The organism is Flavobacterium sp. GL_143, assembly GCF_057834355.1.
Genome location: NZ_CM174401.1, coordinates 2,901,228 through 2,919,818, shown reverse-complemented (window position 1 = coordinate 2,919,818; position 18,591 = coordinate 2,901,228). Strand labels below are relative to the sequence as shown.

Genomic DNA, 18,591 nt, shown 5'->3' with positions numbered 1-18,591 from the left:
AACTCATCTACGTCAAATAAGTAAAACTGAGCTCATTATTTTTCTTTTTAGCTACACTTTTAATATACTTCCCTTTCAATAAGATTAATAGTTTAAAATTATCCGGATTATTTACAACTGTAAAGCTTTGTTTGTTTTTAATTTCTGAAAATGGCTCTCCAATTGCATCTAATGACTTTAATATCACCTCATCATCTAATGTATCAAAATGTTGTACTAGTAATTTTATTTTGACTGTTTCATCGCTTGAATTTAACATCAAATTATTATATAATTTAACACTAATATCAATCAAATTTGTAGTTGATAAGTACTCCGCAATTTTATCTAAATAAATTGAGTTGTACCCAGAAATCTCTGTATCAAATTTTGTAATAATTTTATTTTTAGAATCGTTTGACAAAACACTATCAATAATTAAATTATAAATTATATTTTCATTTAGAGTAAACTTATCAAGTTTATCAATGAATATTTGTTCATTTAATTCAATCAAGCTTATGTATATTCTTTCGTTACTCGTGTCATTCGCATATATATATTGGAGATTTTCGTCTGTTAAGGTTATTTTTTTAGAATTTACTAAAACTGATATTCGACTTAAATTCGACATCTCAAGAATTGAAATATCTTCATAAGGACTAATACTATTAACTAAACAATTGAGACTGTCCTCAGAAATACCTGAGTCAATAAGATTTTTAATAAATTTATTCGTAGAATTATTATCTATATCGCCAATAAAGGATTTTGATAGTTCAGTGAAATTTTCTTCATTATTTAGATAGTTCTCTAAAAATTCAAAGGATTCAAATTTTTCAAAATAAATTAATATATTTCTCCAAATTGGTTGTAACTTATTGTTTTCCATTAAGTCATCCCATAAATATTCACCTACATCTTCAATATTAGAAATCTTGTTATTTTGCTTTTTTATAATTTCAATCTTTAAATCATTAATGATTTTATAACTGGGGAAATTTAAAAGTTTAATGATTGTTTCTTCGCTTTCATTATTATTACTATCTAGTTTTAAAAAAACGTTTTCTAAATAATCTTTTATATTATCATTAATATAATTAATCAATTCAATGATATTAGATTTTAGAATGGTGGTATAATTAAAACTATAAATATCTTCTTCAGAATATGTTAAATTATTTTCTGGGTAATATTTTTTTTTGAAATCTAAAATTTCACAAATCATTTTCGAATTTATATCATATAAATTATTTTTATAAATTTTCTCAAATAAAGATTTTCTTTTATCGTAATAATTTAAAGAACTAAATTTAATATTAAGATGATTTAAAGTTTGAATTAACTCATCTTCATAAACTCGCCCCTTAAAGATTTCTAAAAAATCATCTAAATTATTAATGTAACCAGTTAAGAAATTATTTGAATCTTGATTAGTTAGATTTTTATCACTTCCTATTTTTAACATATTAGCCAATACTACATCTTTTATTTTTTTCTCTAAATCATTCTTACATAAGAATTCCCAGAAAAAATAATTCCTGTCAAGCATTACATCAACAAATAGTGCAATTTTTTCTCTTTTAGTATTATCTGTTTCGAGATATATTAGGTAACTTTTTATAAACTCAAATATAAAAAAAACTTCTTCAGAAATTGTCTCAATTAGGATATCTAATTTTTCACAACCATCACCATCAATTAAAAATTCTAAAATTTCATGATTTAAAATTGAATGTTTTTTAAAATTGCTTTCAGCAAGTTTTTCCACCAATCTTTGAACATTATCTATTTTAATATCAATAGGTAGTATTTTTTGCTCAATAATTTTTTGCTTTAAATTATTATCATTTACAGATAAAGAGCCTTTATAAAAATAGGATATATAATTAATATAGTGCTCATCTATATAACCTTCAATTACAAGTGTTTTTAACAAATTACAATCGTATTTTTTTTCTTCTTCTAGTATTTCATTTTCTAATATCTGATCACCTCTTTTGTTTAATTTGTTTTCCAAAATAATAGTATTAAGGTATTTTTTTATTTCTACAATTTCAGCATAAGAACTTGAATCCGAAAAATCTAAATATTTTATTTCTTTGATGTTTTTTTGTATTCGTTGCTTCTTTAGTTCTAAATTAATAATCTTATTATGTAACTTGTCTTTTATAAGATTCTCTCTTTGTATATAATTTAAATCCTTATTTATTTTTGTTTCAATATCTTTAAAACTTACAGAGGTCGAACTTTTATTACTTTCCCAATAATCTTTATTTCCTGTATTTGAATATTCAATATATTCAGATTTTACTAATTTATAAAAATTTTCATCTATTAATAATGAATCATCTTTTAATGTTATTCCTTTATCAAGTATTTGCTTAATGTTCGTACTGCCTACCTCACTAATTACCTCCTTATATAATTCATATAAATATAATTTTCTTAAAGTTTCGACTTCTGAAATTTTCTCTGAATTAATTAAATCAATTTCATCATTTAATTCTTCAATTTCTTCTTCTTTTTGATTTATAATATTACAATACAATTCTTCTTTTTGATTAAATATTGAATAAAGAATACCTTGCTGTAGTTGTAATGCTGTAAAATCTTTAGGATAATAATTTTTATATATTATAAGTGACAAAAGCTTTTGATTATCAAACGCATGCTCATTTACAACATTAGAATTAGTGGCTGGTACATCATCAAATATTGGTTCGATCTCAATGAAATTAAAGAAAGGAAGATGGATTTTTATCTTAGAGGTTTCATTATTTAATATTGGAACTTCCTCTTTTTTTGTTTCGTTTAAAATGTTTTGATATACTTTAAACTCATTAACAATATTTTTAAGCGTCCTCATATCATTAATATACGGCGACATATTTTTTAAAAAATCATCATTAATATCATCATAATTAGATAATTTTTCTGTGAGGATTTCATATGAATTATCATAATTAATTATTGGAATCAAAGGAATAAGGAAATCAAAAAATTTGGCTCTATTATTATCCTGAGAAAACATCTCATCCTTAATCGCATAAATAAAAGTTACTTTGTTTTTTATATCCTCACAATTGTTGATTAAAGAATTTATCTCTCTCAATTTGATCAAGATACTTGGGTTGTTGAATCGGTCTAAATCCTCAATAATAACTACTTTTACTTTTGTCTTCTCAAAGAAATAAATTATCTCATCAATATTTTTATTAAATAAATTGTCTTTGTCCTCTTTAGGAATCAGTTCTAAATCTTTTACACTAAGCTTACTTAGTTTTAAATTTAAAATCTCTTTTAAAATAGCTTTGAATATTATAAATAAACCTAGAATAAACAAAATAATAAGTGGAATTGTTATTACATTTTTATTAGGTATATATTTATATATATAATCACATAAAGTATCGTTTCTAAATATAATTGTATCTATAAAACTGGGGAATAATATATATACAAATGAAATTATCCAAAGAAAAGATACAATTGCTTTAAAGAATAAATATTTATTATTCTTTATTCTTTTCAATCTGGAATCAGGTAGAATATCTTGTTTTTTAGAATAAAAAATTTGTTGTAGGATTGCAATTTCAACATCTTGTTCTTTATAATCATCATCATCAAATTTTGATAACGAAATCATTAAACACTTTAATCCTTTATTCTTTTTTATAAATGAATTCAAAATGGTACTCTTACCAGTTCCATAAAATCCAGTTAATGCGATATTTTTTATATTTTCATTTTGAATAGCCCATTTTATAGATTCTAAATAGGTTTTGTGATTTTTTTTTAATTCAGCTTCATTTATATTAGGAGTTAAATCTTCGAAACCAAACTTATTTTCCTTTAAAAAATTCCGTTCAATAAAAAGTTGAAAATGATTAATATTTGAAATTAAAAAATCTAAAGAGTAATTTAAATTGGTAATTAAGAATTTTATGATTTTCATTGATTTTTTAAATAAATTTTAGTAATTCAAACATACTATTAATATTTACAACTTATTGCGAGGTCTTCAAAAAATATTAATTATAATAAATACTTATATCAGTTTATAAATAAAAGACCTAATATTAAATATCTTAATATTAGGTCTTTTATTTATAAAAACTTTTACCAGTTTTTTTTCAAAAAATCAATAATTTCATTTTTCATTACAACATTTGAAGGCAATTTATTTCGTATCAATTTTTCTAATTTGTGTAAGTCCGTGACATTAGAAAAAATAACATACTTATTTAAATATGAATTTGCAAAATCTTTTACTTCATATCCCTCATCTCTGTCTAACCTATCTCTATCTATTTTTCCTATATAAGAGCCATCTCCATTATCACGTTTCCATGTGTACTCATTCTTATACAACATATCTGTTTTAGTAAAGTTTGTCATAATTTTTTATTTTAAGATTGAATCAAATGTAAAATTTTTCTCTAATGTTATTTTACGGAAAACCATATTCTATAACTTTTAAATTTTATTTTCCAAAAATATCGATTAACCCATCTAATCAACTAGGTATTTATACCCTTTATTTAAAACAATAAACTCCATAAAAAAAGCGACACGATTATCTTTTTATCAATATCACAGAAAAATCAATTTTAAATTTTGATAGAAAACAAACTGAAACAATATTTTTCATGTTTTTTACTGAAATTAACTACAAAAAAAACTAAATTTACTAATACACACTGATAAACAATTAAATACAACATAAAACACAATATTAATTTGATTTTTTTTCCTAATAAATAACCATTTTTATTATTTATAAATATCCCCACATCTAGAAAATAATAATTCAACAGAACTTAATTACTATGAAAAAAATTACTCTAATTCTCGTTCTAACAATTTATTTTACTCCAACCTACTCTCAATCTAATCCAACTATTGACATCCTGTTTAGAAATAGTTATAAAGTATTTGAACTTCAGAGACTCCCAAACGGAATGTATAGAGATTCGAAACTATTTAGCGGAAATGATTATCATCCGATATCAGCTGCTAATACAGGTATGGGATTAGTCGCTATAAGCATTGCCGACGCGATGGGCTGGATTACTAACGGACAAGATTTGGCTTTAGCAACGCTTAAAACTGCAACGGGACATACTCAGGGCTTTGTACCCGACAGAACATCTAATGGATATTACAGACATTTTATGGATATAGATACAGGGCAACAAGCTTGGGGTTCTGAATACAGTACTATCGATACCGATATTCTAATGTCGGGAGCATTATTTGCAATGAAGTATTTTAAAAATGATGAAATCACAAAGTACACATTAGAAATGTGGAATTCAATTGATTTTGAAGCTGCTATTTCTGATGCTTCAGGAGGAGCTATTTATTTATCAATGAATGCAAACGGAACTGGCGTATCAGGTTCTGCCTGGCCTTATAATGAATATATGATAGCCGCTTGGTTGGCTAAAAACGCCTCTAAAACCCCTACTGGACCAGGGAATGTATTGTGGAATAATCATTACAGCTCTCCAACTCAATTACCAAAAGTAAATTATAATTCTATTCCAGTTTTATCGGATAATGCTACACGTTTTATGCCTTCATTTACACATCAGTTCAATTATTATCTCTGTAATTACTTTACGACTTCTAATGACTATATGCTGTATTTTAAAAATGCGCAACAAGCCGATTTAGAATGGTGGAATAATCAGGGAGGAAATACCTATCAATGGGGATGCGGTGCTGGCTCAGCTATTTCGTCCTCCTATCATGCAGATGCAATAAATGACAATCCTGATCAGATTGTATCACCTCATATTATTGCTGGATTTATTCCTGTAAACCCTAATAGTAAAAATGATTTAATTGCATTATGGGACAACAATAAAGGCAAGTATCTTTTACCAAATTCTACTGACCCAATTTTATGGAGACATAGTGTAAGCAATACAGCCTGGATACCTAATGAAATCATTGGTGTTGATTTTTCTACCATGCTATTCGGGATTGCTACTTTACCAGAATATTTAGGAGCTAGTTTTTTCTCAACCAATAACGCTTTTTTCCCTTTACCAACACCATCTCTAAGCATATCAAGCTTCAATTCTAATACCATAAAACTTTATCCAAATCCGTTTACAAATACTTTTAAAGTAGAGTTAGAGGAAACACAAGAGAATGTTTCAATAATCATTAATGATTTAACAGGAAAATCGGTTTACAATAAAACTTTTTCGGAATTAAAAGATCTTGATATTCAGCTAAACATTAGTAGTGGCTTATACGTTATCGATGTAAAACAAAACGGCGAATCGAGAAAGTTTAAAATACTCAAAAAATAATATTGAATTATATATTTCGTAAAGTTCAACTTTTGCACCTGATCCTTTTTTGCTCTTGGTCATAAAAACAAAAAAAACCGAAACTTTCGTTTCGGGGTTTAACTTTTATGGAGAAAAACTACAAAATATTTACTCTTAATCCCAGAAAAAATAAAGATTACAAAATATAATTTAAGCAAGGATTACACCATTTTCAGCTTCGTAAATCATCATAGGATAAAAAATTGTTTAGCAATTTCTGATACAAGAATCAACTCCCCTATACAATCACTGCTAAACTTAAAACTACATTTTATTATTTAAAACTTCGAAACTATTCTACTTCTCATTAATGGCATATCCTAAATGTACATTTAAGGTTTCAATAATAAATTAAGACACAACAAACACATTTCAAAAAGAAACAGGTAATTATACTTATTGTAATGTGCAGCATTTCTTCTAATTTTAAATACACTATAAACAACTCAAATACAGTATTTTAAAATTTATAATCATCTATTTTAAGCAGAGACGGTAAAAATAATTCTAAAGGTAGACTAAGTAAAATTTATGTTCTAAAATTTAAAAAGTAATCTCCTGCTGTTATTTCGGTTTCCCATGGATAAAAATTCGGCATTCATACCATTTTTTTCTTTTAAACTACTGTGTACTAGTAACTTTATTATGAAATAAACCCCAACTAGATTTATTTTCAAAATATGTTTTTTAATTAATACTTCATAAGTATCAGCATCACTTTTTTCTCCTAGCTATAAAGTTATGCGTGTTATACTATATCAATAAGAAATAAAAAGTGGAATTCAGAAACCACTTTATAAATGTGGCGTAACCCGAAAAGCCTTATGAGTAGGGAACTAAAAAAATAAAAAAAATGGAAAATTCAATCGACTTAGAACAAAAAACATGCCCTTATCAAGCTCAAAATGCTCTACAAGCTCAACAAGCAAGTACAGTAGCATTAATTCCAGACATTACAACGCCACTTGTATCAACAACTAATCAGCCACCAGTTGTGGGGCCTATTAATCTCGGACTTTTAAATAATCTTATTGGTACCTGGAACAGCCCTACCGGAGATGCTGCAACGGGCTATAATGTTATGCCCTTACCTCAGACAGATGCTCCAAATGGATACATCACTAAAAACTTCCCTTATTTTGAAGAAATTACATTTACGCCTATAGCAGGTGGAGCACCAAATCGCGCGGGAAATTTTACACAAACAAGTGGAGTGTTGTTTTATGAACAACGAGTATACATTGCAAACAATGCCCTGCCAACTGGAAGCCAGCCAATTGAAAACACTTTAATTCATGCCGAAAATGGCACTTGGTTATATCATTTTATACGACAACAAATGGAAGGCCCTTATGGTCCTGGCAATGTTCAAAACCCTTCAATTCCTGCACAAGATCCAAAAGTTCAGTACAACAAACAAATTTCGGTACCTCATGGAGTTTCCGTTTTAATGGTAGGAGGTCCAGTTGTTACCGGAACAGGAAATCCGACTTTCCCAACCGCAAATAGAACTCAATTACCGTTTACAGATCCTAATATTATTGACCCATCAACCTATTTAACGAACCAATTAAAATCATTGAACGACAAAGGCATCACAGTTGTTAGCTATTCTAGTATTAATGTTAGCTCAAATGAAATATTAGGAGGCGGAATAAATAATATCCATTTTGAGGCTTCTTTTGGGAAAGTAGTTTCAATGGATACTACCTGGTATATTGAAACGTTGAGTAACGGAACTGTTCAATTACAATACATTCAAAATATTATTTTACAGTTTGAGATTAATAGTTATCCAAAACAGTTTTCACATATTGATGCTAACACTTTACAACTTGTGGAAACGTATGTACAGGTCGATGCAAAATTACCATGGCAAAATACAGGAATTACTGTACAACCAGGGAAACCAATAAGTATAAATTACGATTCAGGCCTATGGACTGCTGATCCTGCTACAAACAATGGTAATTTATATGACGCAAATGGATATTCAGGCTATAAGATAGATCTACCCTTCTATCCACTTCAAGGTGTAAATATGGGATCGCTTATAGGTCAAATTGGTACAAATCCTCCATTCTTAATAGGAAACGGCCCTGTTACAACTCCTGCAGGACAAACTGGACTATTAAGTTTATGTATTGACGATGATTTAAATGCTAAAGGCGGAGCTGGATTAGCCGATAACGTTGGTAGTTTGCAAGTACGCATAAAAGTTTAAAATACTAAAAAAAACACTTTAAAATGAAGTATTTATAACCCAAAGATAAATACGTCTCCAAATCTACAATATCAGAAAAATGAAACCTACAAAAGAATTTACAGTGGCAGATTATCTGCTCACGCGTCTCAAGCAATTAAATGTTACCGAAGTTTTCCAAATCCCAGGCGATTATGTAAAACACTTTACGCAGGCCTTAGAAGACTTTGAAGGTATTAAAACCATTGGAGCTTCAAACGAATTAGATGCTTCTTATGCAGCAGATGCTTATGCTCGTACCCGAGGTTTAGCCGCAGTTTCCTTACAATATGGAGTAAGTACTTATAGTGCATTAAACGCTATTGCCGGAGCTTATGTAGAGCGTAGCCCAGTTATTGTAATTAGTGCTACTCCCGGAGCAGATGCCCGGCAAATAGGCAGTATGTACAACGTACTTTATCATCATTCTACAGGTAATCTCAATGCCGATCAGGAAATTTACGAAAGAGTAACTGTTGCAGCCGAGACTCTAAGCAGTTCTGTAAATGCTCCCGAAAGAATCGATAAATTAATCATTGCAGCACTTACACACCAGCGACCAGTGTACATAGCATGTTTTAAAGAAGTTTGGGGCGAACCTTGCCCCAAACCTTCGAATAAAAAACTAACACCACTGATAATAAAAAGTGAAGTAGCAGCACTTAACAATGCAGTTTCTCAAGCTTGGACTCAAATTAGTCAAGCAAAATCTCCTCTTATTCTTGCAGGTGTAGAAATCTTACGACACGATTTATCAAATCAATTAGAAGAACTTATTAAAGAAAGTGGCATGTTGTACACTACAACTTCACTAGGAAAAACAGTTCTGGATGAGAAAGGAGATAAATTTATAGGAACATATTCTGATCAAGCTTCAATACCCGAAGTTATCAAACTGGTTGAAGCTTCTGATTGTATTCTATCACTGGGAACTATCATTACCGATGATTATTTATGGTTGGTCGAAAATAAATTTTCGGATATGATTCAGGCAACCACTCAAGAAATGAGAGTTGGTTATTTTACGTATAATAATGTAACCCTAAAAGACTTTATCGAAGCATTAATAGAACGTTTTAAAAAAGCCGCAACATATCCTTTAAAAACTGTGGCGCCAGCTCAACCAAAATTCCCAGCACCCTGGATATCCAATTCAGATCCTAAATATGATAAAACACCCGAAGTAATAACGTTTAACCGTTTTTTTGAACATACGGTATCTTTCTTAAAAAAGAACAAAATGTTAGACGATATTGTTATGACTTTTGGTGTAAGCACCTCCATGTATGTGGCAACTAATATCTACGGATTATCTAAGAATGCATATATTTCTTCGGCTGCTTGGCAATGTATTGGTTTTGAAACCGGCGCTGCATCTGGTGCGCAACTTGGGAGTGGTAAACAAGCCTGGACTGTAGCTGGCGATGGTGGTTTTATGACGGTAGCACAATCACTTTCGACTCTTGTAAAATACAATATCAACTCAATACTCTTTGTAATGAGTAACGGAGTATATGCCATAGAGCAAGTATATGTAAATATAGATGCATTTAAAGCAGGACCATCTCATAAGTTTGATGCGTTTGATATTCTTCCAAAATGGGATTATCAGGCACTAGCCAAAGCATTTGGTGCAAACAGCTACCGAGCCGAAACAGTTACTGAGCTAAACGAAGTACTACTTAATCTCAAAAAGAAAACTCATCTCCCAACCTTAGTCGAAATTGTAATTCCTCAAAAAGATCTGGCGCAGCAAATGGCAAGATTGGGTAATGAATAAAAGCAATCACAAAACAATCGAATAAAAATTTTAAAAACATATAATCATGAGTACAAAAACATATTCAATTTTTGGAGCTGGTGCAGCTGGACTCTATACCGCTTGGAGATTACTTGACGGAACTTCCAAAAACAAAAAAAACGAAAAATTGCTTGTCAAAGGGGATATATTAGAACTCTACGACTGGGGAAAATACGATTTTTCTAAAAAAAACCCTGGAACCAGAGAACCTGGAGCACGTGTTTGTACATGGCACTATAAAGACAATAAAGATAATTCGTACCTAGAATTGGGTGGTATGAGATATTTGTATTGGGACGGAACCCCTAAAGGACCGGGGCATCGCTTAGTAACTAAAGCCATAGAAAAACTAGATTTAAAGAAAGATTCAATTCCTTTTAATGAATCTGCAGACCCACTAATGTCTTTGCGTTCTAAAAACATGTATATATCAGATGTTACTTCTAACCAGCCAGCTCCTTATGCTGCAAACAATTACGGCGAAGATGCTCCACCAGATGATGGATTTACAGTCATACAATCTGTAGCTATTACTCAAGATTCTGGACCAGTTACCCGAAGAGAGTGGTGCAAATTTTATGAAGATGGAAAAATTAATATTGAAATGCCTGAAAGTTCAATCTTCAAAAAAGGAGATTTGCTAAAAGAAATTGGGTACTGGAATCTCGGTTATGATATGCTTGGACAAGAAGGATTCAGCTATTTATCTGATGGTAATGGCTATAGTTCAAACGTAGTAAACAGCAATAGTGCACAGTCCTTTAATGTCAATGACGAGTTTACTCCAGGAACAGAATACAAAACTTTAATAAAAGGATATTCGAGCTTATTTGATTCCTTATTTGAAGAAGTCGAAAAACTAGCAAAACAAAAAGGGATTACTCTCAATTATTATCCAAATACACGATTGCGTTCTATTTTACATACCAAGTCAGGAATACATTTTACAACAGCAAAACGTGAATCTCCTGATAAACTTGCAGAAAGTAAAAAATGTGATGCTGCATTTCTTGCAATGCCAAGAGCAGCCATAGAATTAGTAGCTGAAGCAACTAGATATTCCGATGCAGAAGGTTTAGATGTATTAAATCACGAAAAAGTTCAGTTGTATTTAGAATCTGTAATCATGGAACCTTCATACAAAATAGGTATGTTTTTCAAGACTCCATGGTGGAGAGAAACACCAGACGGAGGTCCAACTTATCCTGCCAAACTAACAAGTTACTTTCTGACACTGGAGGGAATAGCTAAATTAAAAAAAGAGAATTTCCCTGCTGAATATCTAAATAAAATAAATAATCCAGCTATTATAGGTATTCCGTTTAACGATAAAGCCAGTTTTATTACTGCTGTAGAAAATGCAATCCAAGAGCGCCTAACTTTTAAACAAGAAAGCCAAATTTTAACTGTAGCCGAATTAGATACCATTGGGCCAAGTATTACTGATATGCCTATCCGACAAGTAGTTTATTTTGGTGATAATGCCAGAAATGAAAAAGGAGATAAAGTGTATGGTATTCTTGCCAGTTATGATGATATCCAATATTCAACATTCTGGAAAGCTTTAGAACTCGGTCCAAAAGCAACACGTAAAATTCCTGAATCCAGAGATTGCCAACCACTCGAAGGACCGAGAAAGGCCACACCTGTAATGGTAAAAATGCTTCGCTCACAATTGGCGGCATTACATTTTGGACCACAGACAGATTATTCTGCTGTACCAGAACCTTTAGAAACTAAGTATATGGACTGGTCGCTCCCTCCTTTTAATGCGGGTTACCATGCCTATAAATCACATTATAATTTAGGTGATGTGCAAAGAAAAATTAGAAAACCATCACAACTTGTTCCAAAAACAGATTGCGATATTTTTATAGTTGGTGAAACGTACTCAAATGATCAGGCTTGGGTAGAAGGTGCTTTTTGTACAGCCGAATCTGTTCTTAATGATTTTTTCGGCATTGAACCAATTATAGATGAAAAATACTATCCATTTATTTCTCCAGAGTAATACTCTAAAAACTGTAACTATGTAAGAAAGCCCAAAAACTTTTTACACTAACAAATGAGGTGACAAAAGAGAATCTCTAAGAGGTAATACAACACCAGATCTAATGGGTTGGAAAAGATCGTTCTTTTCCAACCCATTAAATATAGTTACTATGAATAATTTTTTATAGTCTCAGAAAATGGACAAAAAAGTCAAAACACCATTACAAGATTTCCAACAATGGATGCAATAACTTCTGCCTGATCCATACCAACAAACAGGAATCAAGCCTAGTAGTTTACTTTCTAATGTATCAAATAAATCATGTCTGACAAGACAAAGAGCAGAAATAAGAAAAGCCATAAAAGCAAAAAACCCGAAACTTTCGTTTCGGGTTTTAAATACTGGCGGAGAAAGAGGGATTCGAACCCCCGGACCTGTTACAGTCAACAGTTTTCAAGACTGCCGCATTCGACCGCTCTGCCATTTCTCCAGTATGTCGCTTTCATTTCCTGATTGCGAGTGCAAATATAAGACGCTTTTTTGATTATAACTAATCGAATTTCCAAATACAATAAAATTAAATCGTTTGCCAGAATTTAAGCTACCTAAAAATCATGTGAAGTAGTAAAAGTTTATCAATCTAAAAGCAATAAGTTCAACATCAAATTTATGTTTAAAAGACTAAGAGACTGAACCATATCTAAAATCTGTGGATAAATATTTTTTTTGATTTAAATAATTTACATGAATATAGTGCTTCAAATATTTTTGCATTAAACATCTATTTTCAATGAAAAAAAAATAATTTCACATTAAATATTTTTTTAAATTAGTATATCTAATTAATTCAAAATCAAATAATTATAAATTACACAAATTTTAGCACTCTGGAGCTGATCTGCAATAAATTTAAATATCCTTTCACAACTTTGTCTCCCTCTCATCATGCAACAATTATAAAAAATCAATGAATTCACAGAGTATCTCTGGCTTTATTGAGCTAAGAATTATCACAGTTTATGCTCCACTTTACACGAATGATTAGCATTGGAAACTGAGCTGAAGCATAAGAAAAACTAGAACAAATATAATTTCATTAATTTTCTTTAGACCCTGTATAAATTCTAACCTTTTAAAAAATCATTTTTATGCAAAACAACACGCTCCCAAATCCTTCTTTTTTTGAACAACTCCGAAAAATCACTCGGAATGAAATTAAAAGTTATGATCCTTCATTTGAAGATCCTGTTGAAGTTATACTGACTGAGTATTTCAAAATAAATCCATATCATCTCCCTTTAAGGAGCAGATTTATGAAATGGTTTAAACAGTATGAAAAAACAAGTCCACGATGTCACGAAGACTTGGTATATGTTCCAATATATTTCTTCCCAACAAGTAAAAATTATGATAAATTATTTTTAAACTTTGTTTTAACAGTAACCCTTATCGATATAGATGATTCCTCCCAAGGTGATAAAAATTTTATGACAAATTTCGCAATCAAATGTCTAAAAACATTAAATCCTGATCCGACGTTACCTACAAGTATCCTCGAATTTATAAAAGCAATGATCGGATTTCTATCTGGAGTAGATGATTATTTAAAAAAATATTATCTATTGATCATGGTCGAGTTTTTTGAAGGCTGTCAGACTGAACACAAAGTAGACCGATGGTCACAATCTTTTAATGAATACCTTGAAAATCGCAGAGACGTAATTCTCTTGAGAATGTACACATATGCAATATGGATAATAGAGGACAGGTTTGACCGTAAGGAATTTGATTTGGTATTCGATATTATGCGTGATGTTGATGAATGGGGCGTAATGATGAATGACCATCTTTCCGTTTGGAAGGAAATAGAAGAAGAAGATCCTGGCAACTGGATTCTTATCAAGTGTAAGCAAACAGGAGAAACTTTTAATGATATTTATACTGAGCAATTTAAACAAACGTTGGATAAAACATATGTTTTAATGAATAAGCTCCAAATGGTTGACTTAGCAAATAATACTGATATTGGTAAAAATATACTCCATTTCGTGGCTGGAATATATATATGGAATAAGTATAGTAAACGATACCAAGTTAGGTATAGTTAATGTTTGATAATAATATACACTGATTTCTTCTTGTTCAGATTATCTAATCTTTTTGCTTAATCCCCAAGATTTGATCCTGATCCCTTTTGAACATGATCCCTTTCTATATTCCATACAATTAAAAGAAATAAAACTAGAAAAGTCATAAAATCAAAAAACCCGAAACTTTCGTTTCGGGTTTTAAATACTGGCGGAGAAAGAGGGATTCGAACCCCCGGACCTGTTACAGTCAACAGTTTTCAAGACTGCCGCATTCGACCGCTCTGCCATTTCTCCAGTATGTCGCTTTCATTTCCTGATTGCGAGTGCAAATATAAGACGCTTTTTCGGTTCTCAAAACTTTTTTAGAGCTTTTTTGATGATTATTTTAAATTAATTTTCAACTACCTAATTATCAGTATTTCTCTTTTAAAATAATTTTGCGCTAATTTGCAAATTAGTCCATAATCGGGATTGGTTTTTTATTTTCATCAACCGCAACAAACGAAAAAGTACCTGAAACTACCGTCTCGCGAAGTTCAGAGTACATTTGTTCCATGAAAATATCTACATGAATTTTACAACTTGTTCTCCCAACACTATCAACTTTTGCAACTAATTCAATTAATGTTCCAGCCGGAATTGCTTTTTTAAAGTCAATTTGTCCAGTTGAAATCGTTACCACTTTCTTTCGGCTGAATCTGGTAGCACAAATAAAAGCAACTTCATCCATAAGATGAAGTGCAGTTCCCCCAAATAAAGTATCATAATGATTCGTTGTACTCGGAAAAACAGCTTTAAATATACGTGTTTCAGATTTTACAATTCTTTCTTCAAATGTCTCCATATCACTTAGTAGCTTACGTATTCTGTTATTTCAAGACCGTAACCTATCATACCAACACGTTTAGTTTGTTCCGTATTTGATACCAATCTAATTTTAGAAATATCAATATCATGTAGGATCTGTGCTCCTATTCCGTAATCTTTACTATCAATGATTACTTTTGGTGCTTTCATTACTCCTTGAGATTGTAATGTCTTAAGCTCAGCAATACGGTTTAATAAATTTACAGCTTGCATATCCTGATTAATAAACAATACTGCGCCTTTACCGTTCTCATTAATAACCTTAAACATATCATCCAATTGTTGTTCTGGATTATTAGTTAAAGTACCTAATAAATCATTATTTACCTGAGATGAATTAATTCTGGTAAGGATAGATTCACCCAAACTCCAAGTTCCTTTTGTTAAAGCAATATGAATTTGCTTATTTGTTGTTTGCTCATAAGCTCTTAAACGGAAAGTTCCGAAACGAGTCTCTATATCAAAATCTTCTTTTTTTACAATCAAACTATCGTGTTGCATTCTATATGCTACCAAATCTTCGATAGAAACCAATTTTAAATTGAATTTTTTAGCAACTTCTACAAGTTGAGGTAAACGAGACATAGTTCCGTCTTCATTTAAAATTTCGCAAATTACACCCGCTGGTTTAAATCCTGCTAGTCTTGCAAAATCGATAGCTGCTTCAGTATGTCCTGTTCTTCTTAATACACCACCTTGTTTAGCTACCAAAGGAAAAATATGTCCTGGTCTTGCTAGTTCATATGGTTTTGTATTAGGATCTGTTAATGCAAATACAGTCAGAGATCTATCGGCAGCAGAAATTCCTGTAGTTACTCCATTCCCTTTTAAATCAACCGAAACTGTAAAAGCAGTTTCCATATGATCTGTATTATTGGTAACCATTGGTTTTAAATCCAACTCTTTGCAACGACTTTCTGTTAATGGCGCGCAAATTAATCCACGTCCGTGTGTTGCCATGAAATTAATCATTTCTGGTGTTACCTTTTCGGCTGCAGCAAGAAAATCACCTTCATTTTCGCGATCTTCATCATCTACTACAATGATTACTTCACCTTGACGAATAGCTTCAATAGCTTCTTCAATGGTGTTGAGTTGTATTTTATTTGTTGACATAATTAGGTTTTGTTTTGAGAAGGAATAAACTTCTCAGAGAGTTTTTTAAATAACTTGTTCAATGGAGCCAAAATAGTATCCATATTAATTAAACCAATATCGTTTGTAGCACGATAAGTTAACAAAACGGCTAATGGTGTAAGTATAAAAGTAGACATCCAAGCTCCCATAAAAGGAGTTAATCCGTCTTCTTGTGAAATTCTTTTTCCAAAAGTATTGATAAAGTGAAAAGTAATAAATATCAAAACTGCAAAAACTATTGGTAATCCAAGTCCTCCTTTTCGGATAATTGCCCCGAGTGGTGCACCAATAAAAAACATTAAAAAACAAGCAAAAGCAATCACGAATTTCTCGTAAAGCGCCGTAAGATGACGGTTAATATTTCGTTGTTTCTCTTTTAATTCATTTTTTGTAGCGTCAATAGAATACATTGCGCTTGTAAGATTACTACTTGCCACTTTAAGTATTTCCGACTTTTTATCATTGGCATAGAGTGATAAAATATCGTTTGGCAAAGGTTTTTTCTTTTTATCTAATTTAGCAGTTGGTATACCTTTGGCAATACCCACTTTTTGATTGATATTTTCTGAAAAAGAAAGTATTTCGGTATCTAAATTTTTACTTAATGAATCCAGCGTATAACGCAATTCACTAGCATTTAGCATTCCGTTTGTATTACCTATTTCCTGACTATCATCTACTTTATTTAATTCGGACAAATCGATGTTGATGATTTGCTTTTTAAATTTCCCTTTTATAAAAGGCATTTTACTTCTGTCTTCGTATTTCTTAGGCGTTACATCTTGGTAATAGTAACCATCATTAAGAACTAACTGAAGAATACTAGATTTATCATTACTTATTAATTCACCAGTTTTAGATTTAATAACGGTTTTATTTTCACCACTATTATTTGCTTTTTCATGAATGGTTACTCCTGTAAGCTTATTTCCGTTTTCGCCTGATTTTTTATTTACCTTAATATTATAAAAACCAACATCGCTAAATTGTCCTTCGGCTATAGCCATTGCGGGCTTAGCTTGCGCGATGCTTTTTCTAAAATTAATAAATTTATATTCAGCGTAAGGAATTACATTGTTTGCAAAGAAAAAGGCAACAATACTTAAAAAACAGATAAACACTATTAAACCTCTCATAGCTCGCTGTAGCGAAATACCCGAAGCTTTCATTGCTGCAAACTCATAGTTTTCAGCCAGATTTCCGAATGTCATAATCGAAGCCAGTAAAACCGATAACGGCAATACCAACGGTATAATTCGAGGCATCGAAAACAATAAGAATTTAAGAACCAAAAATAAATCCAAATCTTTACCCGCTAATTCGGCTATAAATAGCCAAACAGTTTGAAGAATGAATATAAAGAATAGAATTACAAATACAGTAGTAAATGTAAGAAGGAAAGTTTTTAGTAAGTATTTGTCTAGTATTTTCAACCCGTAATTAGTCTAGTTTATTGATGTAGTAATTTGGATATTTACTTTGCGCAAAGGTAAACTGATTTTTTGATAATGGCTGATTGGTTTTAAAAGAATTAACGGTTAAAGTAGTTTTTGTTCCGTTTTTACCCATTTCGATTAAATTATAAATATGCTTTGTTTGCACATCAATCCCCAAAAGAATCTCTTTACGCTGGTCTTTAGCGCTTGTTGGATTTAATTTTATGTATTGAATTTTTCTTCCTTTTACGTTCTGAACAATATCCATTGCATACTTATAACCAGAATTAAAAAAAGTCAACATTTTTGAAGGTGTAATTGCATTATCATCTTTTTCGTTAACTTTAGAAATCGTAATTTCCTCGTCTTCAGGAACAATTGTATATGTTTTTTGTCCGTCGAATATTTTGGTAACACCCATAAAATTCAATACAAACTGATTTCCTTTTATAGTTACATTTCCTTTGCTATCCTGATTAATGTTTTCTTTGGCATTATTCAGAGTATATTTAAAATCGATTACGATATTATCGTAGCTTTTTACTTTTGCAGTTACCTGATCCAATAATTCTTTGGCTTTTTTATCTTGGGCCTGAACAGAAAAAGTGACAAGGAATAAAAAAACAATTTGAAAAACCTTTTTCGTAAGGCCGTTTACATTATTTTTTTTGAAGTTTTGAATCGTTGATTTCATGA

The 18,591-nt window shown here is 30.7% G+C and carries 11 protein-coding genes and 2 tRNA genes; 5 read left to right on the top strand and 8 right to left on the bottom strand.

The genetic code is table 11. The features are described 5' to 3' along the window. Positions 1-7: 7 nt before the first annotated feature. Together AC3IPI_RS12570 and AC3IPI_RS12565 are read right to left on the bottom strand one after the other, a co-directional pair. Positions 8-3,937, bottom strand: a complete 3,930-nt coding sequence (locus AC3IPI_RS12570; protein WP_489153049.1) for a YobI family P-loop NTPase — start codon at positions 3,935-3,937, stop codon at positions 8-10. 164 nt (positions 3,938-4,101) lie between these two features. After that, positions 4,102-4,380, bottom strand: a complete 279-nt coding sequence (locus AC3IPI_RS12565) for a hypothetical protein (protein ID WP_489153047.1) — start codon at positions 4,378-4,380, stop codon at positions 4,102-4,104. A 431-nt stretch (positions 4,381-4,811) separates the two neighbouring features. Here AC3IPI_RS12565 and AC3IPI_RS12560 point away from each other — a divergent pair, with 431 nt between their 5' ends. From AC3IPI_RS12560 to AC3IPI_RS12545, 4 genes are all read left to right on the top strand, one after another. Then, positions 4,812-6,308: a T9SS type A sorting domain-containing protein gene (locus AC3IPI_RS12560; protein WP_489153045.1), complete on the top strand. Its 1,497-nt coding sequence runs from the start codon at positions 4,812-4,814 to the stop codon at positions 6,306-6,308. An 874-nt stretch (positions 6,309-7,182) separates the two neighbouring features. Next, the gene (locus AC3IPI_RS12555) at positions 7,183-8,553 is read left to right on the top strand and encodes a heme-binding protein (protein WP_489153043.1); all 1,371 of its coding nucleotides are present in this window, start codon (positions 7,183-7,185) and stop codon (positions 8,551-8,553) included. Positions 8,554-8,632: 79 nt separating this feature from the next. After that, a complete protein-coding gene (locus tag AC3IPI_RS12550) occupies positions 8,633-10,351 on the top strand; it encodes an alpha-keto acid decarboxylase family protein (RefSeq protein WP_489153041.1) in 1,719 nt (572 codons plus the stop codon). A 46-nt stretch (positions 10,352-10,397) separates the two neighbouring features. Beyond that, positions 10,398-12,383 carry an FAD-dependent oxidoreductase gene (locus tag AC3IPI_RS12545; RefSeq protein ID WP_489153039.1) on the top strand — a complete coding sequence of 662 codons (1,986 nt, stop codon included), beginning with the start codon at positions 10,398-10,400 and terminating at the stop codon, positions 12,381-12,383. A 384-nt stretch (positions 12,384-12,767) separates the two neighbouring features. Here AC3IPI_RS12545 and AC3IPI_RS12540 read toward each other — a convergent pair. Continuing rightward, positions 12,768-12,855 (bottom strand) — tRNA-Ser (locus tag AC3IPI_RS12540). 997 nt (positions 12,856-13,852) lie between these two features. Between AC3IPI_RS12540 and AC3IPI_RS12535 the strand changes: the two genes are divergently transcribed. Then, complete coding sequence (locus AC3IPI_RS12535) at positions 13,853-14,473, top strand: terpene synthase family protein (protein ID WP_489153037.1); 621 nt, start codon at positions 13,853-13,855, stop codon at positions 14,471-14,473. A 188-nt stretch (positions 14,474-14,661) separates the two neighbouring features. Here the strand turns inward: AC3IPI_RS12535 and AC3IPI_RS12530 are convergent. From AC3IPI_RS12530 to lolA1, 5 genes are all read right to left on the bottom strand, one after another. Next, a tRNA-Ser gene (locus tag AC3IPI_RS12530) sits at positions 14,662-14,749 on the bottom strand. A 160-nt stretch (positions 14,750-14,909) separates the two neighbouring features. Beyond that, entirely contained in the window at positions 14,910-15,299 is a 390-nt protein-coding gene (locus AC3IPI_RS12525; protein ID WP_489153035.1) for an acyl-CoA thioesterase, read from the bottom strand. A 5-nt stretch (positions 15,300-15,304) separates the two neighbouring features. Continuing rightward, the gene (gene ribB, locus AC3IPI_RS12520; RefSeq protein ID WP_035624622.1) at positions 15,305-16,438 is read right to left on the bottom strand and encodes a 3,4-dihydroxy-2-butanone-4-phosphate synthase; all 1,134 of its coding nucleotides are present in this window, start codon (positions 16,436-16,438) and stop codon (positions 15,305-15,307) included. 2 nt (positions 16,439-16,440) lie between these two features. Continuing rightward, positions 16,441-17,892, bottom strand: coding sequence for an LptF/LptG family permease (locus AC3IPI_RS12515; protein ID WP_489153033.1), 1,452 nt, complete (start codon positions 17,890-17,892; stop codon positions 16,441-16,443). Between the two features lie 7 nt (positions 17,893-17,899). After that, entirely contained in the window at positions 17,900-18,589 is a 690-nt protein-coding gene (gene lolA1 / locus AC3IPI_RS12510; protein WP_039113882.1) for an outer membrane lipoprotein periplasmic chaperone LolA1, read from the bottom strand. Positions 18,590-18,591 lie beyond the last annotated feature (2 nt).